The organism is Pseudomonas alkylphenolica, from assembly GCF_016009175.1.
Lineage (GTDB): Bacteria > Pseudomonadota > Gammaproteobacteria > Pseudomonadales > Pseudomonadaceae > Aquipseudomonas > Aquipseudomonas alkylphenolica_B.
The window spans coordinates 89,827-112,538 of sequence record NZ_JADUCM010000012.1 but is presented as its reverse complement, the minus strand read 5'-3'; the positions used below and the strand labels follow the sequence as shown (position 1 = coordinate 112,538).

Below are 22,712 nucleotides of genomic sequence, written 5' to 3'. Positions count from 1 at the left end.
GTTGCCCGCCGCAAGTCAAGAAATGCCAAAGAAGCGATTGAAACAGTCTGCAACAAGGGTCGCGCCCTGCTCGTCATTTACATGCAGGTGATGCCCGCCGGGCAGCAGGTCGTAGCTAAAGGGTAGCTGCTCAAGCAGCTCGGTGTGACGCGCCAGCATACCGTCGGCAGCAACGATCAGTTTCGCCGGACAGGCAATGCGCTGAACGAAGCTCAATGCCTGCGCTTCGCTCAAGCGGGTCGGTGACGGCAAGGTCAAACGACTGTCGCTGCGCCAGGTGTAGCCACCCGGTACCGGCATCAAGCCACGCTGGGCGAGCAGCTCGGCGGCTTCGCGACTGACTGCCACCAGGCCTCGCATTCTCGCCTTTACCGCTTGGTCGAGGGTGGGGTGCACGGCTTTCTGTTTGTTGCCCAGGTCCAGCTGGGCCTGCAAGGCCATGCCCATACGCTCGGCGGCATCCTGCGGGCCACTGGTGGGTGGAATCACACCGTCGATCAACGCCAGGCGGGTAACCCGATCAGGCAGCGAGCCAGCCACTATCACCGAGATGATTGCGCCCAACGAGTGCCCCAACAGGGCAAACCGCTGCCAGCCCATTTGCTCGGCAACCCGTAGGACATCATGGGCATAGTCCCACAGGGCGTATCCGGCCCCGGCGGGGCGGTGCTGCGAATGACCATGGCCGGCCAGGTCCAGCGCCAGAATGCGCAGCCCCGGCAACTTCGGCGCCAGCCGGGCAAAGCTGTTGGCATTGTCCAGCCAGCCGTGCAAGGCAATCACCGGCTCGCCATCGGCCGGGCCAAACAGGTGGGCGGCCAGTTCGATATGGCCCAGGTTCAGGCGAATTTCTTCCATTTCAGCGCTCATTGCGGCTCCTGCTGCCAACGGTCAAACAGCCCCTTGATCAGGCTCGCGGTATCGGTAGGCCGTTCCAGCGGGAACATATGTCCACCCGGGAGGCTGTAGTATTCTCCCCGGGGCATGCTGCGTACCGCCAGCGCGTGGTGCTGGCGGACAATACGGCTGCTGCTGCCTCGCACCATGGCCAACGGCAGTTGCAGGCGCTTGGCCGGTGCCGGGCGGGTGTGCGGAATGTTGCGGTAAATGCTGATTTCAGTGGCCGGATCAAAGCGCAAACGCAAGCCTTCTTCAGTCGCCTGCAAGCCATGCTCCAGGTAGGCATCGAGACAATCCGGATCGAAATGACGGAACAGGGATTTGCTGGCGAAATAGGCCCGGGCACTGTCGCGGTCGGTAAACGCCTCGCGACGCCCCAAAGTGCGTCCGGCCGGGGTTATGCGGTCGATAAAGCCCAGTCGCTTGGCTGCTTGCAACACCCATTGGTCAACCCGGGTCAATACCGGAGAATCAAGCATGACCACACCCCGGTAATACTGGGGACAGCGCAGCGCGGCATGCAGGTGCAACACACCGCCGAGCGAATGCCCCACGCCCCATACCGGTTCTGGCTGCTGTTGCAGGTGATGGATCAGCTCGTCCACCAGGTTCTGCCAGTTGGCATCGACAGGAAAACGCGGATCGTGGGCGTGCTGTGGCAGGTGAAACACCTGGTAGTCAGGCGCCAGTGCGGCAAACAGCTTGCCATAGGTTCCCGAAGGGAATCCGTTGGCATGGGCGAAGAAGATTTGCTGCGACATGACCGTCTGTCCAGAGTGACGTGATGACCCATTGTCTGCAAGCAGCCGGGAAGCGGCAATGTTCGTAAAAGCCATCGCCGATGGCAATCAGGTCAATACTCGCCAAAACTGGCCATGGAACGGCGCAGGCATGCCTGCATATAAGCCAGTTGTTGCTCCAGGGCCTCACGGGCGCGACGCTTGTCTTCAGGGTCCAGGTCCAGTCGCCCCAGCGCCAGGCAGCTGGACTGCAGCAAATGCGCCATGCGCACGCTGGCCTGGCGTAGTTGCTCAAGCTCGTACTGGCCTTCGAACTTGCGCAGCAGGTAATCAAGCTTGGCGTCGGCACTGTCCCGAAGCACGCGGTACTCGGCAAAATCCAGGGCCTGGCCGCCCTGCACCTTATCAAGCGCGGGTTGAAGGTTTGCCGAATAGGCCAATTGCGGACAACTGCTGCTCATTGCTCGATCCCCAGGGCCACCTTGCCCACGACAGTGGCGAACGCTAACAAGCCCGCCACTGATCGACAACCGATATGAGCATCAGGTCGATCAGCGGAAAGTTGCTGCCGGGGTCAATTCACGTTCAAGGGTGGAACAACGAGCGCAACGACATGAGGCCGGCCAGCGGCCAGTCGCCCTCGAGTTCAGCCAGGCTGGCCGTAGACATCGGCGGGCCTTCCGGCCGCCCTTTCTCGAGCATCCCGACCAGGCAACTCACCAGCGGCTGATGGCTGACCAGCAGGACATTATCCAGGCCGAGGCGGTCGAGCTCGGCGATGACCTGCTGCGGATCGGTGTCCGGGGTCAGCCAGGGCACGGTGTGCAGCGGTTTATCCAAGCCCAGCGCCTCGTGCACCAACCCGGCGGTTTGCTGGGCACGCACGTACGGGCTGGCAATGATCGACTGCAGGGGCTGGCCCAACAAAACCGCGGCACTGCGCAAAGCCTGCTCACGACCGTGCGCAGTCAGGCGACGCTGTGCATCGCTTGCGGCGTGCGGCTCAGCCTCGCCATGGCGTAGCACCCAGAGCTTCACAGCTTGGGCTCCTCGTCGCGCACCGGGTGCGGCGCCGGCGGCACGCTATGCGCGGCTTCACCTTCAGGCTCGCGCGGGGCTGGCCAGTCGGCGAACGGCCAGGGCTTCTGGTCGCTGTGGAAGCTGCCAAAACGGCCGATCTGCGCAAGAAACTGGCTGAGGCTGTCACCGAAATTCATCAGGCTGGCGCTTGGCGCCCCATAGATCAGGCGATAGATCAGTTGCACCAGCACCAGGCCAGCAAGCAGCAGCTCGGCCAGTTGCCAGACCACCAGGAACACCAGCATCCACAGCACACGCAAAATGATTGATTCGCGCTGGGACGGGTTCGGGGATGAATTCATGTCTTGCTCCTGTCGTTAGTTGAAACCGCTGGTGGAGATGAAATCGACATCGGTTTTCGGTTCCGCGCGCATCAGCAGTTCGATCACCTGGTTCAAGGTCCGGCCTTCGAACAGAATCGCATGCAAGCCGGCGACCAGCGGCATGTAGACCTGCACTTCTTGCGATTTGACCTTGAGCACCTTGAGGGTATTGACGCCTTCGGCCACTTCGCCCAAACGGTTGACCGCCTCTTCCAGGCTCAACCCTTGACCCAGTGCGTGACCGACCTGGTAGTTGCGGCTCTTGGGCGAGGAGCAGGTGACGATCAGGTCACCCACACCCGCCAGCCCGAGAAAGGTCATCGGGTTTGCACCCTGGCTGACTGCAAAACGGGTCATCTCCGCCAGTGCGCGGGTGATCAACATGCTTTTGGTGTTCTCGCCCATGCCCAGCGCCACGGCCATGCCGGCAATGATTGCGTAGACGTTTTTCAGCGCCCCGCCCAATTCGACACCAAAACGGTCGTTGCTGGCATAAACGCGGAAGGTGCGTCCGTGCAGCACGGACTGCACACGCTGGCAGAGCACCTCGTCTTCACTGGCAACCACGGTGGCGGTCAGCGCATGCTCGGCCACTTCGCGGGCCAGGTTTGGCCCGGACAGAACGCCAATGCGCGCCTCTGGCGCGATTTCCTCGAGAATCTGGCTCATCAGCTTGAAGCTTTGCGCCTCGATGCCCTTGGTCAGGCTGACCAGCATCTTGCCGCGCAGCAGTTGCGCATGAGGCGCCAACACACTGCGCAGGGCACTGGAAGGCAGGGCAACGAAGATCAGCTCGCACGCTTGCAGCGTGGCCAGCAAATCATTGACCGGATCGACACCCGGGTGAATTTTCACCCCTTTCAGGTACCGTGGGTTTTCGCGATTGGTGCGCATGGCCTCGGCTTGCTCGGGATCACGCATCCATTGCTTCACCCCGACGCCATTTTCCGCCAGCAGATTCGCCACGGCGGTGCCGAAACTTCCGCCTCCAAGCACTGCAACAGGCTGCTGTTCAGTCATATCCAATCCGTTAAAACCAATAAAAGTGGCGACTCCCGCATTATACGGAGCGCCAGTGCCAGAGCCAGCGCCAGATGACCGAATTAACCCCGATGCAGTGTTGTCTGCGACTGAAAAATGCTGGCCACTCGGTTAACATGCCCGGCTTGAACCCGAATTGAACTCCACACCAAGGCCGCGCCGTGTCATTTGGCCCTCCTCCTCGCCCTTTCGTTCTGTTGACTGCCCTGTTGGGCGGCCCGGTGCTGGCCGACGATTTGTTCGTCGACAGCCAGGACGTCCCCCAGGTGCTCACCGCTACCCGGCTCAAGCAGTCGCCTGCGGCTGTGCCTGGCAGCATGACCGTGCTCGACAGTGCGCTGATTCGCGCCAGTGGTGCCCGCGACATTCCCGAACTGTTGCGCCTGGTGCCCGGGATGATGATTGGCTACGGCGCCGGTAACCAGCCTTCGGTCAACTACCACGGCAGCAACGTCAACGATGCCAGGCGCATGCAGGTGCTGATCGACGGGCGCTCGGTCTACCGCGCCGGCCTGGCCACGGTGGACTGGAGCGATGTACCGCTGGCAATGGAGGACATCGAGCGCATCGAGGTCTTCCGTGGCCCCAACACCGTCAGTTACGGTGCCAACGCGCTGATGGCGGTGGTCAACATCCTCACCCGCAGGCCGGCCGACAGTAACGGCACCCGTCTGAAGTTCACCCGCGGCCAGCGCGGAATCAATGACTGGTATGCCAGCCAGAGCAGCCACTGGGAAGGTGGCGACCTGCGCCTGTCGCTTTCAGGCATGGAAGATGATGGTTTCGATAAAAACCTTCTGGGCCAGGATTACCGCGACAGCCGCCGCCTCAACCGCCTGAACCTGAGCGCCAGTCATGCCCTGGCAAGCAATCAGAGCCTGGATTGGCAGTTCGCCGCCAAAGAAGGCAGTGACCAGCGCCCCTACACTTACAAGCCGGTGTTCTACGGGGTGACCGCCAATGGCGACAACTCCGATGCCAACGCCAAGGATTACGCAGGCTCGGTGCGCTGGAACATCGACCTGAGCCCCGAACACCGGCTGTACCTGCAAGGCTCGGCCCAGCACTGGGATCGCCAGCAGGTATGGCGTGCCTGCGACGCGGCCTTGTCGTTCAGCCCCGAGCTCACGCGACTGTGGCAGCTCAATCCGAATTATGCAGAGCAAGTGGCGCGCCACATTCTCTCGCCGCTGCCCCCGGGCACTGCCGAAGAGCAGGCACTCGGCCGCCAGGCCCAACTGCAATGGCGCAATGGCGGCTCGCGTCAGGTCTGTGGTGACATCGACCAGAGCACCCGGGAAACCCGTTACGACCTGGAACTCCAGGACACCCTGAGCCTGTCCGACAACCTGCGCCTGGTCAGCGGCGCCAACTACCGCTATGACCGCGCCGACTCGCAGACCTTTTTCAACGGTAGCCTGGACGACAACACCTGGCGCCTGTTCGGGCATCTGGAGTGGCGTGTCGATGAGCACTGGATCGTCCAGGGCGGCGCGATGTACGAAGACGCCAGTCTCTCGGGCAGTTCCCTCACGCCACGCCTGGCGGTGAACTACCTGATCACCCCGCGCCACGGCTTGCGCGCCGTGTATTCCGAAGCGGTGCGTTCGCCGGACATGTTTGAAAACAACGTTAACTGGAGTTACCGGGTCAACAATCTGACTCCCGGCGCCTTCGGCCAGCGCAGCGCCCAGTATTTCGTCAAGACCCGTGGGCCGGGCGACCTGGAACAGGAACGGATGCGTTCGCGCGAACTGGGCTATAACGGTTACTTCGCCGACGCCGACCTCAGCGTCGACCTCAAGCTGTTCTACGACGAAATCACCGGCATGGTCAGCGAGCCGCTGCGCAACAATCAGTACATCGCCAGCAACAGCAACAAGGCCCGCTTCAGCGGCAGCGAAGCGCAACTGGACTGGCGGGTGAACCCTGCCGATCGCCTGCGCCTGACTTACGCCCTGATCAATGCCTGGGCCAGCAATCCCGATGACCGCCGCATGAGCGCACACAACAGCGGTTCGGCCGGCTGGCTGCGCGATTGGGGGCACGGCTGGTCGAGCGCCCTCTTCTATTACGGCGACGATGAGCTCAACCAGTACCGTTTCGAACGTGTCGACCTGCGGGTAGCCAAGCGATTTCGCTGGGACAGCACCCAGCTGGAGCTCGCCGGCACCCTGCAACAGCGCCTGGATGACGAGCCCACCACCTTTGCCAACAACAATTACGACAGCCGCCACGTCATGTACGTCAGTGCGGAGCTGGAATTCTGATGCGCGGGCTGCGGCGCTGGCTGTTGCTGGTCTGTCTTTTGCCACTGGGCATGCTTTCGGCCAGTGAGATCCTGCTGACCGGTCAGCGCGAAACTCCTGGCGTCGAGCAGTTCGTCCAGGCCCTTCGCGAACGCCGGCCTGCCGACAAAGTGCACTTCGTCCCGGTCAGCGAGCTGGCCCGCCCGTCCCGGTTGAACCCGGCCGTACGCCTGATTCTGCTCGACAGCAGCAGCCTGGAGTGGCGCTTGAGCGAGACAGCAGGACCTCCGGCACTGGCCATGCGCATCAGCCGGGTCCAGGCCGAGAAGCGCCTGGGCAAATTGCGCCCTGCTTATTTGAGCCTGCTGTGGAGCGACCCGCCGCTGGATCGCCAGCTACGTCTGACCCGCTACCTGCTGCCCGAGGCACGCCGGGTTGGCGTGCTCTATGCCGAACACAGCCACTTCCTCCTTGAGGACCTGCGCCGCGCTGCCAAACCCATGGGCCTGGAAATCGTTGCCGCGGCCTGGCCCGACCTTCGCGACAACCGCCCCTTGCAAACGCTGCTGCAGAACAGCGACGTGCTGCTGGGCCTCGACGACCCACAACTGTTCAACGCCAAAACAGCCAAAAACCTTTTGCTCAGCAGCTATGGTCAACAGATAGCACTGATTGGCCCCACCGCAGGCTTTGTCCGCGCCGGCGCCCTGGCCAGCACCTTGAGCAACCAGGAGGACTGGCTGGCGGTACTTGACCGGCTACTTGACCAACCGCCCGGCAGATGGCCGCGCGCCCTGTACCCCGAGCATTTCAGTGTTGTCGGCAACCAGCAGGTTGCCCGTGCGCTGGGCATCGACGCCATTGACCCTGAAGGCGCCGCCCTGGCCTTGGCAGAAGGAGAACGCAGACCATGAGGCGTCGTCTGAGCTGGGACATCCACACCCGCACACAGATCATCAGCCTGGGGCCGGCCCTGCTGCTGACGCTGCTGCTGATCAGCTTCTTTACCTTCGTGCGGATCCAGGACCTGCGCCAGGAGCTCAACCACACCGGCCAGCTGATCGCCAACCAGCTGGCACCGGCATCGGAGTACGGCGTCATCGCCGGCAACGACGAGGTACTCGAAAGCCTGATGCGCGCTACCTTGAGCATCCCCCATGTGCGCTTTCTCGAGGTTCAGGACAGCAGCAACCACATCCTGGTGTACGTCGAACAACCGGATGAACACGACAACCGCGCACAACAGGTGGAAGTCTTCCAGGCCCCGATCCGCCTGCAGCAGATTCGCCTGGACAACGACTTTTTGCACAGCGGCGGCCAACCTTTGAAGAACATCGGCGACGATTACCTTGGCCGGGTCATCGTCGGCATGTCGAACGACGCCTTCAGTGAGCGCCAGCAGGAAATCGTGATCAAGGCGGGGATACTCGCGCTGTTCGCGCTGATTTTCACCTTTCTGCTCGCACGCCGCCTGGCACGCAGCCTGGCGACGCCGATCAGCGACATGGGCCACGCGGTAAAGGCGATCCAGCAAGGTGATTTCAATGCCCCGCTGCCGGTGGTCGACGACAGTGAGCTGGGGCACCTGGCCCGCCATATCAACAACCTTGCCCGTGCGCTGGCGCAGGCCAGCCACGAGCAGCAGCAAGCCATGTCGCAGCTGATCCAGGCCCGTGAAGAGGCCGAGCAGGCCAACCGGGCCAAATCCGACTTCCTGGCCATGATGAGCCACGAGCTGCGCACGCCCATGAACGGCGTACTCGGGATGTTGCAGTTGCTCGAAACCACGCCATTGAGCGAGGAGCAGGCCGAATACACCGAGGTCGCCAGCGAGTCCACCGGTCACTTGCTCAAGGTCATCAACGACATTCTCGACTTCTCCCGCATCGAGCGCACCCAGCTTGAACTGGAGCACATCGACTTCAACCTTGGCGAATTGATCAGCAGTTGCGTGCAGTCCTTCCAGCACCTGGCCGCGCAACGCGGCTTGAACCTGTTGCTGCAGTTGCCAGCAGGCATGGAACAGCTGCAAGTGGTCGGCGACCCGACACGGATACGGCAGATCCTCCTCAACCTGGTGGGCAACGCCTTGAAGTTCACCGAGCAAGGCAACGTGCGCATCGAACCGCGCTGGCAAGTGCTCGACCGCCAGTTGCTGTGGTTTACCTGCGCCGTACACGACACCGGGATCGGCATCGACAGCGAGCGCCTGGAAATGATGTTCGTCGCCTTCCAGCAAGCGGACAGTTCCATTTCCCGGCGGTACGGTGGTACCGGCCTGGGCCTGTCGATCGCCCGCAACCTGGCGGAGCGGATGGGCGGCACCTTGCGCGGCGAAAGCCGTGAAGGCCAGGGTTCGACCTTCACCCTGGAAATGCCCCTGGCGCTCTCGCAGCAGCAAACGCCCCGGCTGCCGAGCCTGCACGTCGAGCGCGAGGAAGAGGGTCAGGGCCGGCGGATCCTGCTGGTCGAAGACAACCCCGTGAACCAGACCGTGATCGAGGCCATGCTGCGCAGCCTGGGCTTTGAAGTGCATATCGCCGTGGACGGTGCCCAGGCAATTGCGCAGGTCGCCCGCCAGCGCTTTGCGGTCACCTTGATGGATTGCCGCCTGCCGATCATCGACGGCTACGAAGCCACCCGGCGCATCCGCCAGTTGCCCCAGGCCGAAGCCATGCCGATCATCGCGCTCACGGCCAATGCCCTGCAGGGTGATCGTGAGCGCTGCCTGAACGCCGGGATGGATGATTACCTCGCCAAGCCGTTCAAACGCACTGACCTGCAGCAAATTCTGCAGCGTTGGCTGCCCGATCAGTCAGCTGCGACTGGCGATTAATCTGAAATTGCGGCAGTCTAAGAGGCTGGACAGGCCACTCGAAAGGCCTGAAAATAAAATTTCAGTGCACAAGTGTACTTCTTTGCCCCGTGCGCTGTGACTTTCACTACAACGCAATAGTCTATGTGTAGGCTGCCGCCCCAAGCACACGCGCTTTGGGTCGGCCGGGAAGGTTTGCCCCCTGCCACACGGGGACTATTGAGGAGCTCGCATGACCAAACAAAACGCCTTTACTCGGGAAGACCTGCTGCGCTGCAGTCGCGGTGAGCTGTTCGGCCCAGGTAACGCGCAACTGCCCGCCCCTAACATGCTGATGGTGGATCGCATCACCCATATCAGCGCCGAGGGTGGCAAGTACGGCAAAGGTGAATTGGTCGCCGAGCTGGATATCACCCCTGACCTGTGGTTCTTCGCCTGCCACTTCGAGGGTGATCCGGTGATGCCAGGCTGCCTGGGCCTCGACGCCATGTGGCAACTGGTTGGCTTCTTCCTGGGCTGGCAAGGCCTGCCAGGTCGCGGCCGCGCCCTGGGTTCGGGCGAGGTCAAATTCTTTGGCCAGGTACTGCCTACCGCCAAGAAAGTTACGTACAACATCCATATCAAGCGCGTCCTGAAGGGCAAGCTGAACATGGCTATCGCCGATGGTTCGGTCAGTGTCGACGGTCGCGAGATCTACACCGCCGAAGGCCTCCGGGTCGGCGTATTCACCTCCACTGACAATTTCTAAGGGTTATCCGCATGCGCCGCGTCGTTATCACTGGTCTGGGCATCGTTTCGTGCCTGGGCAATGACAAAGAGACCGTCTCCGCCAACCTGCGTGCAAGCCGCCCTGGCATCCGATTCAACCCGGAATATGCCGAAATGGGTCTGCGTAGCCAGGTTTCCGGCTCCATTGACCTCAACCTCGAAGAACTGATCGATCGCAAGATCTACCGTTTCGTTGGTCACGCAGCTGCCTACGCCTACCTGGCAATGGCCGACGCGATCAAGGACTCGGGCCTGACCGAAGAACAGGTGTCGAACCCGCGTACCGGCCTGATTGCAGGCTCTGGCGGCGCATCGACCCTGAACCAGATGGAAGCGCTGGACATCCTGCGCGAAAAAGGCGTCAAGCGCGTCGGCCCATACCGCGTCACCCGGACCATGAGCAGCACCGTTTCGGCGTGCCTGGCTACGCCGTTCAAGATCAAGGGCCTGAACTACTCCATCGCTTCCGCTTGCGCCACCAGCGCGCACTGCATCGGCACCGCGATGGAACAGATCCAGATGGGCAAGCAGGACATCGTCTTCGCCGGTGGCGGTGAAGAAGAGCACTGGAGCCAGTCGTTCCTGTTCGACGCCATGGGCGCCTTGTCCAGCAAGCGCAACGACACCCCGGAAAAAGCCTCCCGCGCCTACGACGCCGACCGTGACGGTTTCGTCATCGCTGGCGGTGGTGGCATGGTCGTGGTCGAGGAACTGGAGCACGCTCTGGCCCGTGGCGCGAAAATCTACGCCGAAATCGTCGGCTACGGCGCGACTTCCGACGGCTACGACATGGTTGCCCCGAGCGGCGAAGGCGCCATCCGCTGCATGCAGCAGGCGCTGTCCACCGTCGACACCCCGATCGACTACCTGAACACCCACGGCACCTCGACTCCGGTCGGCGACGTTGCGGAAATGAAAGGTGTGCGTGAAGTGTTCGGCGACAAGGCACCTGCCATCAGCTCGACCAAGAGCCTGTCGGGTCACTCCCTGGGCGCTGCCGGCGTTCACGAAGCGATCTACTGCATGTTGATGATGGAAGGCAACTTCATTGCCGGTTCCGCCAACATCGACGAACTGGACCCGGAAGTGGCCGACCTGCCAGTTCTGCTGCAAACCCGCGAAAATGCCAAGATCGACACCGTGATGAGCAACAGCTTCGGTTTCGGCGGCACCAACGCCACCCTGGTGCTCAAGCGCTGGGCTGGCAAGTAAGGGCCGGCCCCTTACAATGAAAACGCCCCGACTGGTTCGGGGCGTTTTTGTATGCGGTAGAAGGGCCCCGGCTCAGCGCACCGTAAAGCGCTGCTCGGCGAGCAAACGATCGCCCTGGAACACCATGAAGTGCCATTGGCCTGGTACCACCTCGTGGTTTTCGGTGAATTCGAAGGCCATCACGTCCTGTGCCGCACCCGGCACCAGCTTCTGCACTACTTCAAACTTGTCATGACGCTTGCCATCCGGCGTCTGTACGCCCGGCGTGAAGTACAGCAGGGTCAGTGGCGTGTCGTCGGCCACCTTGCCTTGCAGGCGATAGCGCATACCGAACTTGCTGCCCAGGCGTGCCGGAATCTCATCGGTGTGCTTGAGGGTCTGGTTGCTTTGGGTCAACACCCGCTCGCCCGGCTGGAAGTTCTCGTGACGCGTCTCGAACAGACCGTACTCGACCGGGCCGTCGACCCGGACCTCGGCACTGGCCAGGCCACTGACCAGCATAAGCCCGCACACTGCACTGAAACGACTGAAAAACATGGCGCACTCCATCTCGATTGATGGCGGCAGGCTATGACGTTGGCATGACAGGTTGATGACAGTCCTGTCATTGATGAGCCTTGGGCAAAACGGCAAGGAAGTTGTCGCGGGCGACCTGCTGCGCAACCTCCGTCGGCAAAGCATCAAGAAACACATCGAATCCATGCAACTGCTCGCCAAGGCTGTCGAAACGCCCAACCACATCAGAACCGAGCATGAAGCGCGTCGGGAAGCGTTTGACCAGCGCCACCCACTGCGCCCTGGGTTTGCCCTGCTCATCCGTCAGATACGGCTGCAGGACGCTCCAGGACAGGTCGATGTACAGGTTGGGGTAATCCTCAAGCAGGCGCGCCAGGGTCGGCAGCAAAAAATCCAGCTGAACCTGGTGCCGATGGATTTCCATGCTGGTTCCGGCATGGGCCCAGATGAAACGCGTATGTGGATGGTTGCGCAACGGTGTTTCAATTTCGGCCAGGTACAACGGATTGCGTTCGCGCTTGGAGGTGATGTTGGAATGGATCAACACCGGCAGGTCTTGCTCGGCGGCCAGGTGATAGATGCGGGTCATGGCTTCGTTGTTGGCCCGCGGCGTGTCGCCAGTGGTCAAGGCCGTCAGGTCGTCATGCCGGGTGAACACTTCGCCAATGCCCTGCCAGAGCCCGGGATACAGTTCGAGCATGCGTTCGATATGGCTTACGGCATTCTTGTCGACCGGATTGAAGCCCGTCAGGAACGGGTGAAAGCGCCGGCGTTGCGCAGGCTCGAGCTTTTCCAGGGCCGCAGCGACATACACATCGGTCGCGCTGTACCAATAGGCGTCGGCGTCATCGCCGGCGTAGTAGCGCGGGCGTTTGGGTTCGTCCTCATGCCATTTCTTCGCGACCGGGATGCCGGAAATCATCGACTGGTCAATACGCGCCGTATCCATCGCCTTGAGCAGCGCCTGCATACCCTCGCTTTCCTGAAAGAAGTCCACATAGTGCAGGTGTGCATCGCTGTAATGGTACTCACGCGCCTGCACGCTTTGCAGGGTCAGGCCCATCAACACGATCCAGCCCAGATGCCTGGCCAACATGGCGTACTCCTTCCTGGCGATTCAGACAGGGTAGACCGGTCAGGCACCGAGGCAGTTCAGGGCAAACCTGTAACAGGTTATGCTCAAGGCATTCTTCCCAGGCCTGGAGCCCGCCGTGAGCAATCCACTGGTCATCCGCCCCCGCGCAGAATCTGTCGAGGGCCAACCGATACTGCGCCCGTTGCCATCAGCACTATGCCGCAGTGTCGGGCCATTCGTGTTCTTCGATCACATGCTGGAAACCGATTATGCCCCCGGCAACGGCGTGAACATCCGCCAGCACCCGCACATCGGCCTGTCCACCCTCACCTTCCTGTTTGAAGGTGAGCTGCTGCACAAGGACAGCCTGGGCTCCGATCAACGGGTAAAGCCGGGAGACGTCAGCTGGATGACCGCCGGACGCGGCGTCGCGCACGTCGAACGAACCCCCGCCGACCTGTTGGCCAGCGGTTCGCGACTGCACGGCCTGCAAGTCTGGCTGGCTTCACCCAAGGACGCCGAGCAAGGTGACAGTCACTACAGCCATCACCCGGCCGCCAGCCTGCCGGCGAGCGACAACCTGGGCGTGAGCATCCGCCTGATCGCCGGCAACGGCTTTTGCCTGCAGTCGCCAGTGCCAGTGCTGTCACCGACGCTCTATGCCTTGGTGCAGATGCAAGTGGCTACCACGCTGAACATCCCCAACGAACATGCCGAGCGCGCGCTGTATGTGCTGGACGGTGAAGTCAGCCTTAACGACGAAGCCGTCGAACCCCACAGCCTGGTGGTGCTGCCTGAGGGGGAGGAAATGAGCCTGTCTGCCGACAGCGAGAGCCAGCTGGTGCTGTTCGGTGGCGCGCCACTGGACGGGCCACGGCGGATGAACTGGAACTTCGTTGCCAGCGACCCGGCGTTGATCGATCAGGCGCGGGCGCGCTGGGCAGCCGGTGACTGGCCGACGGTACCGGGGGAAAGCGAACGGATCGAGTTGCCCACGCCGTAGGAGCAACTGCGTGTCTGCGGGTTAACCGTAGGAGCTGGCGCAGCCTGCGATGGGCTGCGTAGCCGCCCCGAGGCCCATATCGACTGCAAGTATCTGCGACCGCTGCGCGCTTGATCGCAGGCTACGCCAGCTCCCACCGTTAGCGCTGGAACACTTCATCCAGCAAGTTGTACATCGCCCGGAACGCGCGCTTGGCGGTCCTTGCGTCGTACTTCATCTTGCCGGGAATATTGGCTGCGGTATCGGTGAACGAATGCACCGCGCCGCCATAGCTGATCAACTGCCAATCGACCTTGGCAGTATCCATCTCGGCTTCGAAGGCCGGCAGCTGCTCCTTGGGCACGAACGGGTCAGCCGCGCCATGCAGCACCAGCATCGACGCCTTGGTCTTGCCTTCCTGGGCAGGTAGCGGCGAATCAAGGGTGCCGTGGAACGACACGGCCGCCTGCAGGCGAGCGTCCTCACGCGCCAGCTCCAGGGCGCAGCAGCCACCGAAGCAGAAGCCAAAGGTGCCCAGCTTGCCGGGCTCCAGCACCGCTTTCGATTGACCGAGCAACTGGTCCAGCGCCGCTTTCATGCGTTTGCGCAGTTCGACCCGATCATCCTTCAGCGGCATCATCGCAGCCCCCGCTTCGTCCATGTTGGACGGTCGCAGGGTCTGCCCATAGATATCGGCCAGCAACACCACATAACCCTGGGCAGCCACGTCCTTGGCAATGCGCTCGGCGCCTTCGCCGACCCCCATCCAGTTCGGCGCCATCAGCAAGCCAGGCTGCTCCTTGGCACCCTGGGTGTAGAACAAACGACTCTCATAGGCTTTGCCGGCAACATGATAGACCAGCGACTCAACGGTAACCTTGCTCATGCAGTCCTCTCCTTGCACCATGAAAAAAGCCCGCCGAAGCGGGCTTTCCTGACTCTACTTAAGCCGACAATTCGACCAGCAGCTTGTTCAGGCGACGAACGTACGCCGCCGGGTCTTTCAAGCTGTCCCCTGCCGCCAGTGCAGCCTGATCGAAGAGGATGTGCGAGAAGTCGGCGAAACGGTCTTCGCTCTGCTCGTTGTCCAGTTTTTCGATCAGCGGGTGACCAGGGTTGAACTCGAAGATCGGCTTGGAGTCCGGCACCTTCTGCCCGCTGGCTTCGAGGATCTGGCGCATCTGCAAGCCCAGGTCCTGCTCACCAATGGCCAGGATCGCTGGCGAGTCGGTCAGACGGTGCGATACCCGCACTTCGCTGACGCTTTCACCCAGTGCGGCCTTCAGGCGCTCGACCAGGCCTTCTTTTTCCTTGGCGACTTCTTCCTGGGCCTTTTTGTCCTCTTCAGAGTCCAACTTGCCCAGATCCAGATCACCACGGGCGACGTCGACGAAGTTCTTGCCGTCGAACTCGCTCAGGTAGCTCATCAGCCACTCGTCGATACGGTCGGTCAGCAGCAGCACTTCGATGCCTTTCTTGCGGAAGACTTCCAGGTGCGGGCTGTTCTTGACCTGCGCGTACGATTCGCCGGTGAGGAAGTAGATCTTGTCCTGGCCTTCCTTGGCGCGTGCCAGGTAGTCAGCCAGCGATACGCTCTGCTCGCCGCTGTCGTCGCTGGTGGAGGCAAAGCGCAGCAGGCCGGCAATCTTCTCTTTGTTGGCGAAGTCTTCGGCCGGGCCTTCTTTCATCACCTGACCGAAGTTCTTCCAGAAGCCCTTGTACTGCTCAGGCTCGTTTTTGGCCAGCTTCTCGAGCATGTCCAGTACGCGCTTGGTCAGCGCCGATTTCATCGAGTCGATGATCGGGTCTTTCTGCAGGATTTCGCGGGAGACGTTCAACGACAGGTCGTTGGAGTCAACCACACCCTTGATGAAGCGCAGGTACAGCGGCAGGAACGACTCAGCCTGGTCCATGACGAACACACGCTGCACATACAGCTTCAGGCCGCGTGGCGCTTCACGCTGGTACAGGTCGAATGGCGCACGTGCCGGTACATACAGCAGCGAGTTGTACTCGAGCTTGCCTTCGACCTTGTTGTGACTCCAGGCCAGCGGGTTCTCGAAGTCGTGACCGATGTGCTTGTAGAACTCCTGGTATTCCTCGTCCTTGATTTCGGTGCGCGGACGGGTCCACAGCGCACTGGCACGGTTGACGGTTTCCCATTCTTCAGCAGGCTTTTCTTCGCCTTCAACGGCTTCGACCTGTTTTGGCAGTTCGATCGGCAGGGCGATGTGGTCGGAGTACTTCTTGATGATGTTGCGCAGGCGCCAGCCGTCAGCAAACTCTTCTTCACCCTTTTTCAGGTGCAGAACGATGCGGGTACCACGGTCGGCCTTGTCGACGGTGGCGACTTCGAAATCGCCTTCGCCCTTGGACGACCAGTGCACGCCTTCGGCTGCCGGAGCGCCGGCACGACGGCTGAACACGTCGACCTTGTCGGCGACGATGAAGGCCGAGTAGAAGCCCACGCCGAACTGACCGATCAGGTGCGAGTCTTTCTTCTGGTCACCGGTGAGGTTCTTCATGAAGTCGGCAGTGCCGGACTTGGCGATGGTCCCCAGGTGAGTAATGACGTCCTCACGGCTCATACCGATGCCGTTGTCTTCGAGGGTGACAGTGTTGGCGTCTTTATCGAAGCTGACGCGAATTTTCAGCTCGGCGCCACCTTCCAGCAATTCAGGTTTGGCCAAGGCCTCGAAACGCAGCTTGTCGACAGCGTCGGATGCGTTGGAAATCAGTTCACGAAGGAAGATTTCCTTGTTCGAGTACAGGGAATGGATCATGAGGTGCAGCAGTTGCTTTACCTCGGTCTGGAAGCCCAGGGTTTCTTTTTGAGTTTCCACACTCATGGTCTTCAACACTCCGATCTGATGGCAGTTTTCGCTCGGCAGGCGGGTCTACGACACAGCCTGCTTTCACGGCGGGATGACTAGCAGATGGGGGCTTGAGACGTTATTTCAAGGGTGCAGGCAGTTCTTCGATCTTGAAATGCGCACGGGCCGTGGCAATCGGCTCTTGTTCACTGCCCTGCCAGGCGGTAATCGCCACGTTGGTCACCCGCCGCCCCTGGCGCCAGAGCTGGCAGCGCGCGTAGGTGTCGCAAAAGCGCCCGGCCCGCAGGTAATCGATGGAAAAATCGATGATTTTCGGCACCGTTGCACTTTCGCTGAAAATCATCAGGTACAGCGCTGCCGACAGCTCCATGAACCCGGCGATCACCCCGCCATGTATGGCCGGCAGCAACGGATTGCCAATGTTGTGCTTGTTGGCCGGGAGACTGAACAGCAAGTCATCGCCATCACGCCTGCACTCGATACCGATCAGCCCGGCGTAGGGAATAAGCTGCAGGAGTGGCTGATAGTTGCCTTCGGCATGAGCCTCGCGCAGTTGCCGGTGAACTTCGGGCGGAATCATTGGTTACGCTCCTTGAGGCTGTTGCCAAAATTCAGGCCGCCCTTGACCCCTTTGCCCAGGCGCATGAAGGTGCCAACCACCTGGGCAATCGGCTGCTCGCGATCGTCCTGATAGGCCATGCCACGGGTAAAGATCACATCCCGGGTGACCCGGTAACACTGGGCATAGCCATATATGTCGAGCCCGGCCTTGGCCGAATGCATGTAATCGATACGCAGATCGAGTGTCGGGCAGACTTCAAACTCCGCCAGCGCGCACAGCGTGGCCATGCCGCAGGTGGTGTCCATCAAGGTGGTGAGCGCGCCACCATGGATGGCCCCCGTGTGTGGATTACCGATGATCTGCGTCGAATAAGGCAATACCAGCGTCATACCTTCGGCATCGGCATGATGCACCTGCATCTGTAATAGCTGGCAATGAGGCAAAGCAGAAAGAAAACGCTCGGCCTTGGCCAGTAATGGAGTCTCACTCATATCACTAACGCCCTTGTGGTGATTCAGGCAATGCACACGCCTAGAAAAAAGTCTATATAGATCCGGCAGTTATATATCTGTAATGTAGGCGGAACTTCTGTCCGTTACTTGAGCTCAAAGGAACAAGTAACTTATTTCCACAAGGAGAAACACCCCATGCGTAAACCTTTTGCTTTTGCCGTAATGCTGGCCGCCGCCCTGGGTCTCGCTGCTTGCGATAAAGCCAGCGAAGACAAAGCTCAGGATGCCGCGCAACACACCGAGAACGCCCAACAGAAAATGGACGAAGCTCAGGATAAAGTGAACGAGGCTGCAAAAGAAAACGCTGAAGCCGCCAAAGACAGTGCTGAAGCGCAACAGAAAGCTGCTGAAGAAGCCGCTAAAGAAGCTGCACCGGCCACCCCGGCGCCAGAAACCGCTCCAGCTGAGCCTGCTAAATAAGCACGCACACTGGCATAAAAAAACCCGACAGTTGTCGGGTTTTTTTATGCCTGCAGCGTTAAGCTTTAACGATTCAGTTAATAACCGATTCTTTGTTGGAATCCACGGCCGATGTCTCGGTCTGGGTGTACACCATGACATCCAGTACATCGGAGTTAAACTCGCGACGGTAGAGCACCAGCACTACACCTGTACTCATGATCATGAACAGCCAGGGGCTGATAAACCAGCTCAACATGGCCATGCCGAAATAATAAGAGCGCAAGCCGAAGTTGAACTGGTTGGCCGCCATGGAAATAACCCGCGCGGCACGCTGGGCAAATGCCTTGCGCTCTTGTTCGCTGACTTGCCGCTCGCCGATCATCGGTGCCGAACCAACCAGCACGGCGGCAAAGTTGTACTGACGCATGCACCAGCTGAAGGTGAAAAAGGCATACACGAATACGGTGGCCAGGCACAGGAGCTTGATTTCCGACATGCCCTGGGTGGCCTGCTGAACCAGCGGCAGGTCAGCCAACAGCGACACTGCCCGGTCAGATGCGCCTAGCACCGTGAGAATGCCAGCGAGGATAATCAGGGTACTGGAGGCGAAAAACGACGCGTTGCGCTCAAGGTTGCCGATCACGCTGGCATCGGCAATACGGTTGTCACGCATCAGCATGCGGCGCATCCAGTCTTCACGGTACAGGTGCAGCACGCTGGCCAGGCAAGCCGTGTCCCGCCCCTTCCAGGTCGCGTAGCGGGTGTAGCCGCCCCAGCAGATGACAAACCAGCACGCCGCCAGCAGGTGGATCAGATTACTTTGAATGAAGCTCATGCAAGATCCTGATAGGGAGTTTCGCGCACACTAACCTGTGCAGTCCGGCTTTCGACGCTTTGCCGAAGAAAAAGACACGTCGCGGCCACAGAAACGAAAAAGCCCCGCATCCTTTCGGACACGGGGCCTGGAATCTACCCTGCCTGACGCGCTATGGCTTGTGGCCGACGCCGGGCAGCGGGCTGATTCTTAAGCCAGCGCTTCGCGCGGCTTGCCCAGCATGCGGTCACAGATTACCGCCGCGACCAGGGTTACCACCGAAGGTACCAGCCAGGCCAGGCCCTGCTCGCTCAGCGGCAGGTGCGCCATGAAATCTGGCAGCATGTGGCCCAGGGTGGTGCCCTTGATGGCATCAACCATGCCGAACAGCAGCGATACCAGCATGACCGGCGCGAGGATGCGCACCTGCGAATTCCACAGGTCTTTGCAGAAGCTCAGGCCCACCACGACGATGCACGGCGGGTAGATAGCCGTCAGCACCGGGATCGAGAACATGATCAGCTTGGTCAGGCCGAGGTTGGAGATCAGCAGCGAGAAGCCGCAGAGGATCACCACCAGTGCACGGTACGACAACGGCAGTACCTGGCTGAAGTACTCTGCACAGGCGCAGGTCAGGCCCACTGCGGTCACCAGGCACGCCAGGGCGATCAGTACGGCGAGGAAGCCGCTGCCCAGCGAACCGAAGGTGTGCTGCACGTAAGCGTGCAGAACGGCCGCACCGTTGGTTGCACCGGCTGCGATGTCATGGCTGCCCGCCCCCAGGCGGAACAGGCTGATGTACACCAGCGCCAGGCCTACACCGGCGATCAGACCGGCAATGATGGCGTAACGGGTGATCAGCCGCGGCGACTCGACGCCACGGGAACGGATCGCATTGACGATAACGATACCGAACACCAGTGCGCCCAGGGTATCCATGGTCAGGTAACCGTTGATGAAGCCCTGGGAGAACGCCGAAGCCTGATAGGCCGGTTGTGCTTCACCGATGGTGCCGGCGGGCAGCATGAAGGCAGCAATGCCCAAGGCCGCCAGGGCAATGATCTTCAACGGCGCCAGGAAGCGGCCTACGGTATCAAGCAGCTTGCCCGGGTACATGGACACCGCCAGCACGATCACGAAGTACACCAGGCTGTAGATGAACAGCGCCGTCGGGCTTTCGCCGGTCAGCGGCGCCACGCCCACTTCGAAGGACACCGTTGCCGTACGCGGGGTGGCGAACAGCGGCCCGACCGACAGGTAGCAGACAGCCGCAAGCAAGCCACCGGCAATCTTGCCGATCGGGCTGCTGAGCGCATCCATGCCACCACCGACCTTGGCCAGAGCGATGACGGTGATTACCGGCAGGCCAACGGCCGTGATCAGAAAGCCCAGCGCAGCCATCCACACGTGGGGACCGGACTGCAGGCCGACGATCGGCGGGAAAATAATGTTGCCCGCACCGACGAATAACGCGAACGTCATAAAACCAAGCGCCAGGACATCCTGGCCTTTCAAGACTTTCATTTAAGGAAATACCACACTTCTGAAATCGGGATTTAGAGAGGGATTTCCCCTGGGGTGAGGGAAAATGTAGCTCGTCCGGATGAGACAAGCCCTTTAAAGCATGCCCATGCCCTTTTGGGGCACCGACATAAAAGTGCTCACAGTGTAACCAAGTTGCACCTGCTACGCACAATTGACTGACGAGGTGTCCTATCGGCAAATAAGTTTGTCGCCTGGGTGACACCTATTGGCGTGAAGCAGTTGCAAGGCAAAAAAAAGGCCACCCGAAGGTGGCCTCTTTTAACTGGACAGCTAATTACTTCTTAACTTCCCAGCCAGTCAGCTCGGCCAGGGCCTTGCCGATGTCTGCCAGCGAACGCACGGTTTTCACGCCGGCGTCTTGCAGCGCAGCGAATTTCTCGTCTGCAGTGCCTTTGCCGCCAGAAATGATCGCGCCAGCGTGACCCATACGCTTGCCCGCAGGAGCGGTAACACCAGCGATGTAGGAAACGACTGGTTTGGTCACGTTTGCCTTGATGTAGGCAGCAGCTTCTTCTTCAGCGGAACCGCCGATCTCACCGATCATGACGATCGCTTCGGTCTTCGGGTCTTCCTGGAACAGCTTCAGGATGTCGATGAAGTTCGAGCCAGGGATCGGGTCACCACCGATACCGACGCAGGTGGACTGACCGAAACCGGCGTCAGTGGTCTGCTTGACCGCTTCGTAGGTCAGGGTGCCGGAACGGGAAACGATACCGACCTTGCCTGGCAAGTGGATGTGACCTGGCATGATGCCGATCTTGCACTCGCCCGGAGTGATGACGCCTGGGCAGTTAGGGCCGATCAGGGTAACACCCAGCTCGTCGCACTTGACCTTGGCATCCAGCATGTCCAGGGTAGGAATGCCTTCGGTGATGCAGACGATCAGCTTGATGCCGCCGAAAGCTGCTTCCAGGATCGAGTCTTTGCAGAAAGGAGCCGGAACGTAGATGACCGAAGCGTCAGCACCGGTAGCCGCAACGGCTTCTTTAACGGTGTTGAACACAGGCAGGCCCAGGTGAGTGGTGCCGCCTTTGCCTGGAGTCACGCCGCCAACCATCTTGGTGCCGTAGGCGATGGCTTGTTCGGAGTGGAAAGTACCTTGCGAGCCGGTGAAGCCCTGGCAGATGACTTTGGTGTCTTTATTGATCAGGACGCTCATTACTTGCCCTCCGCAGCTTTGACAACTTGTTGAGCAGCGTCGGTCAGGCTGGTTGCCGCAATGATGTTCAAACCGCTTTCTGCCAGAACTTTAGCACCCAGTTCAGCGTTGTTACCTTCCAGGCGAACAACAACCGGTACTTTCACGCCGACTTCTTTCACAGCGCCGATGATGCCTTCGGCAATCATGTCGCAGCGAACGATGCCGCCGAAGATGTTGACCAGAACGGCCGCAACATTGCTGTCGGACAGAATGATCTTGAAGGCTTCGGTAACGCGCTCTTTGGTAGCACCACCACCTACGTCGAGGAAGTTGGCTGGCTTACCGCCGTGCAGGTTGACGATGTCCATGGTACCCATGGCCAGGCCAGCACCGTTGACCATGCAGCCGATGTTGCCTTCCAGGGCCACGTAGTTCAGCTCGAAGCTGGCAGCGTGGGCTTCACGAGGATCGTCCTGCGACGGGTCGTGGAAGGTTTTCAGCTTAGGCTGACGGTACATTGCGTTAGCGTCGATGTTGATCTTGGCATCGAGGCAGTGCAGGTCGCCGTCGGCCTTGATGACCAGCGGGTTTACTTCCAGCAGGGCCAGGTCGTGTTCTTTGAACAGCTTGGCCAGGCCGACGAAAATCTTGGCGAACTGTGCAACTTGCTTGCCTTCCAGACCCAGCTGGAACGCCAGTTCACGACCTTGGAATGGCTGAGCGCCAACCAGAGGATCGATAGTAGCCTTGATGATCTTCTCAGGAGTGTCGTGAGCGACTTTCTCGATGTCCACGCCACCTTCGGTGGAGGCCATGAACACGATACGACGGCTCGAACGGTCGACTACAGCGCCCAGGTACAGCTCTTTGGCGATGTCAGTGCAGGACTCGACCAGGATCTTGGTCACTGGCTGACCGTTGGCGTCAGTCTGGTAAGTTACCAGACGCTTGCCCAACCACTGCGCAGCGAACGCCTTGGCGTCTTCTTTGCTGCGAACCAGCTTGACACCGCCCGCTTTACCGCGACCACCGGCATGAACCTGAGCTTTTACAACCCACTCGGTGCCACCGATTTTTTCGCAGGCTTCTGCTGCAGCTTCAGGGGTGTCGACTGCGAAACCCTTGGAAACTGGCAGGCCGTATTCAGCGAACAGCTGCTTACCCTGATACTCGTGAAGATTCATGCTTTTTACCGTCTTCG

Annotated in this window: 23 protein-coding genes; 7 read left to right on the top strand and 16 right to left on the bottom strand. The window is 60.5% G+C overall.

What is annotated here, in order from left to right:
- Nucleotides 1-15 precede the first annotated feature (15 nt).
- The 6 genes from I5S59_RS13095 to I5S59_RS13070 all read right to left on the bottom strand — a co-directional run bounded on the left by I5S59_RS13095 (nucleotide 16) and on the right by I5S59_RS13070 (nucleotide 4,063).
- Nucleotides 16-870, bottom strand: coding sequence for an alpha/beta hydrolase (locus I5S59_RS13095; protein ID WP_197876989.1), 855 nt, complete (start codon nucleotides 868-870; stop codon nucleotides 16-18).
- On the bottom strand, nucleotides 867-1,661 hold the full coding sequence (locus I5S59_RS13090) for an alpha/beta fold hydrolase (RefSeq protein WP_197876988.1): 795 nt from the start codon (nucleotides 1,659-1,661) through the stop codon (nucleotides 867-869). Before I5S59_RS13090 ends, I5S59_RS13095 begins: the two co-directional genes overlap by 4 nt.
- Before the next feature lie 92 nt (nucleotides 1,662-1,753).
- Nucleotides 1,754-2,101 (bottom strand): hypothetical protein, encoded by a 348-nt coding sequence (locus I5S59_RS13085; RefSeq protein ID WP_197876987.1) that lies wholly within the window; start codon nucleotides 2,099-2,101, stop codon nucleotides 1,754-1,756.
- Between the two features lie 124 nt (nucleotides 2,102-2,225).
- Nucleotides 2,226-2,678 carry a phosphohistidine phosphatase SixA gene (sixA, locus tag I5S59_RS13080; protein WP_197876986.1) on the bottom strand — a complete coding sequence of 151 codons (453 nt, stop codon included), beginning with the start codon at nucleotides 2,676-2,678 and terminating at the stop codon, nucleotides 2,226-2,228.
- Nucleotides 2,675-3,022, bottom strand: a complete 348-nt coding sequence (locus I5S59_RS13075; RefSeq protein WP_197876985.1) for a DUF4389 domain-containing protein — start codon at nucleotides 3,020-3,022, stop codon at nucleotides 2,675-2,677. The genes sixA and I5S59_RS13075 overlap by 4 nt, the downstream gene beginning before the upstream one ends.
- Nucleotides 3,023-3,037: 15 nt before the next feature.
- Nucleotides 3,038-4,063, bottom strand: coding sequence for an NAD(P)H-dependent glycerol-3-phosphate dehydrogenase (locus I5S59_RS13070; protein ID WP_197876984.1), 1,026 nt, complete (start codon nucleotides 4,061-4,063; stop codon nucleotides 3,038-3,040).
- Nucleotides 4,064-4,245: 182 nt separating this feature from the next.
- Between I5S59_RS13070 and I5S59_RS13065 the strand changes: the two genes are divergently transcribed.
- From I5S59_RS13065 to fabB, 5 genes are all read left to right on the top strand, one after another.
- Nucleotides 4,246-6,354: a TonB-dependent receptor plug domain-containing protein gene (locus tag I5S59_RS13065; RefSeq protein WP_197876983.1), complete on the top strand. Its 2,109-nt coding sequence runs from the start codon at nucleotides 4,246-4,248 to the stop codon at nucleotides 6,352-6,354.
- Nucleotides 6,354-7,247: an ABC transporter substrate-binding protein gene (locus I5S59_RS13060; RefSeq protein WP_197876982.1), complete on the top strand. Its 894-nt coding sequence runs from the start codon at nucleotides 6,354-6,356 to the stop codon at nucleotides 7,245-7,247. Before I5S59_RS13065 ends, I5S59_RS13060 begins: the two co-directional genes overlap by 1 nt.
- Complete coding sequence (locus tag I5S59_RS13055) at nucleotides 7,244-9,169, top strand: ATP-binding protein (RefSeq protein WP_197876981.1); 1,926 nt, start codon at nucleotides 7,244-7,246, stop codon at nucleotides 9,167-9,169. Before I5S59_RS13060 ends, I5S59_RS13055 begins: the two co-directional genes overlap by 4 nt.
- A 211-nt stretch (nucleotides 9,170-9,380) precedes the next feature.
- Nucleotides 9,381-9,896 (top strand): 3-hydroxyacyl-[acyl-carrier-protein] dehydratase FabA, encoded by a 516-nt coding sequence (gene fabA, locus I5S59_RS13050; protein ID WP_128324493.1) that lies wholly within the window; start codon nucleotides 9,381-9,383, stop codon nucleotides 9,894-9,896.
- A gap of 11 nt (nucleotides 9,897-9,907) precedes the next feature.
- Complete coding sequence (fabB, locus tag I5S59_RS13045; RefSeq protein WP_128324492.1) at nucleotides 9,908-11,128, top strand: beta-ketoacyl-ACP synthase I; 1,221 nt, start codon at nucleotides 9,908-9,910, stop codon at nucleotides 11,126-11,128.
- Nucleotides 11,129-11,200: 72 nt separating this feature from the next.
- On the opposite strand, the gene I5S59_RS13040 is transcribed toward fabB, so the two are convergent.
- Together I5S59_RS13040 and I5S59_RS13035 are read right to left on the bottom strand one after the other, a co-directional pair.
- Entirely contained in the window at nucleotides 11,201-11,665 is a 465-nt protein-coding gene (locus tag I5S59_RS13040) for a DUF3859 domain-containing protein (protein ID WP_197876980.1), read from the bottom strand.
- Between the two features lie 67 nt (nucleotides 11,666-11,732).
- Nucleotides 11,733-12,740 (bottom strand): amidohydrolase family protein, encoded by a 1,008-nt coding sequence (locus I5S59_RS13035; RefSeq protein ID WP_197876979.1) that lies wholly within the window; start codon nucleotides 12,738-12,740, stop codon nucleotides 11,733-11,735.
- A gap of 115 nt (nucleotides 12,741-12,855) precedes the next feature.
- Between I5S59_RS13035 and I5S59_RS13030 the strand changes: the two genes are divergently transcribed.
- Complete coding sequence (locus tag I5S59_RS13030; RefSeq protein ID WP_197876978.1) at nucleotides 12,856-13,722, top strand: pirin family protein; 867 nt, start codon at nucleotides 12,856-12,858, stop codon at nucleotides 13,720-13,722.
- Nucleotides 13,723-13,861: 139 nt separating this feature from the next.
- Here the strand turns inward: I5S59_RS13030 and I5S59_RS13025 are convergent, their stop codons facing one another.
- From I5S59_RS13025 to I5S59_RS13010, 4 genes are all read right to left on the bottom strand, one after another.
- Entirely contained in the window at nucleotides 13,862-14,587 is a 726-nt protein-coding gene (locus I5S59_RS13025; protein ID WP_197876977.1) for a dienelactone hydrolase family protein, read from the bottom strand.
- 58 nt (nucleotides 14,588-14,645) lie between these two features.
- Nucleotides 14,646-16,550 (bottom strand): molecular chaperone HtpG, encoded by a 1,905-nt coding sequence (gene htpG, locus I5S59_RS13020; protein WP_197876976.1) that lies wholly within the window; start codon nucleotides 16,548-16,550, stop codon nucleotides 14,646-14,648.
- A 103-nt stretch (nucleotides 16,551-16,653) separates the two neighbouring features.
- Nucleotides 16,654-17,115, bottom strand: coding sequence for a PaaI family thioesterase (locus I5S59_RS13015; RefSeq protein WP_197876975.1), 462 nt, complete (start codon nucleotides 17,113-17,115; stop codon nucleotides 16,654-16,656).
- The gene (locus I5S59_RS13010; RefSeq protein ID WP_197876974.1) at nucleotides 17,112-17,588 is read right to left on the bottom strand and encodes a PaaI family thioesterase; all 477 of its coding nucleotides are present in this window, start codon (nucleotides 17,586-17,588) and stop codon (nucleotides 17,112-17,114) included. The genes I5S59_RS13015 and I5S59_RS13010 overlap by 4 nt, the downstream gene beginning before the upstream one ends.
- A gap of 156 nt (nucleotides 17,589-17,744) precedes the next feature.
- On the opposite strand from I5S59_RS13010, the gene I5S59_RS13005 reads away from it, so the two are divergent.
- A complete protein-coding gene (locus I5S59_RS13005) occupies nucleotides 17,745-18,029 on the top strand; it encodes a hypothetical protein (RefSeq protein WP_128324484.1) in 285 nt (94 codons plus the stop codon).
- A gap of 73 nt (nucleotides 18,030-18,102) precedes the next feature.
- Here I5S59_RS13005 and I5S59_RS13000 read toward each other — a convergent pair whose 3' ends face one another.
- The 4 genes from I5S59_RS13000 to sucC form a co-directional block, all read right to left on the bottom strand.
- A complete protein-coding gene (locus I5S59_RS13000; protein ID WP_197876973.1) occupies nucleotides 18,103-18,846 on the bottom strand; it encodes a DUF599 domain-containing protein in 744 nt (247 codons plus the stop codon).
- Between the two features lie 189 nt (nucleotides 18,847-19,035).
- Complete coding sequence (gene brnQ / locus I5S59_RS12995; protein ID WP_197876972.1) at nucleotides 19,036-20,349, bottom strand: branched-chain amino acid transport system II carrier protein; 1,314 nt, start codon at nucleotides 20,347-20,349, stop codon at nucleotides 19,036-19,038.
- Between the two features lie 295 nt (nucleotides 20,350-20,644).
- Complete coding sequence (sucD, locus tag I5S59_RS12990) at nucleotides 20,645-21,529, bottom strand: succinate--CoA ligase subunit alpha (protein WP_038613108.1); 885 nt, start codon at nucleotides 21,527-21,529, stop codon at nucleotides 20,645-20,647.
- On the bottom strand, nucleotides 21,529-22,695 hold the full coding sequence (gene sucC, locus I5S59_RS12985) for an ADP-forming succinate--CoA ligase subunit beta (protein ID WP_038613110.1): 1,167 nt from the start codon (nucleotides 22,693-22,695) through the stop codon (nucleotides 21,529-21,531). Before sucC ends, sucD begins: the two co-directional genes overlap by 1 nt.
- Between the last annotated feature and the right edge of the window lie 17 nt (nucleotides 22,696-22,712).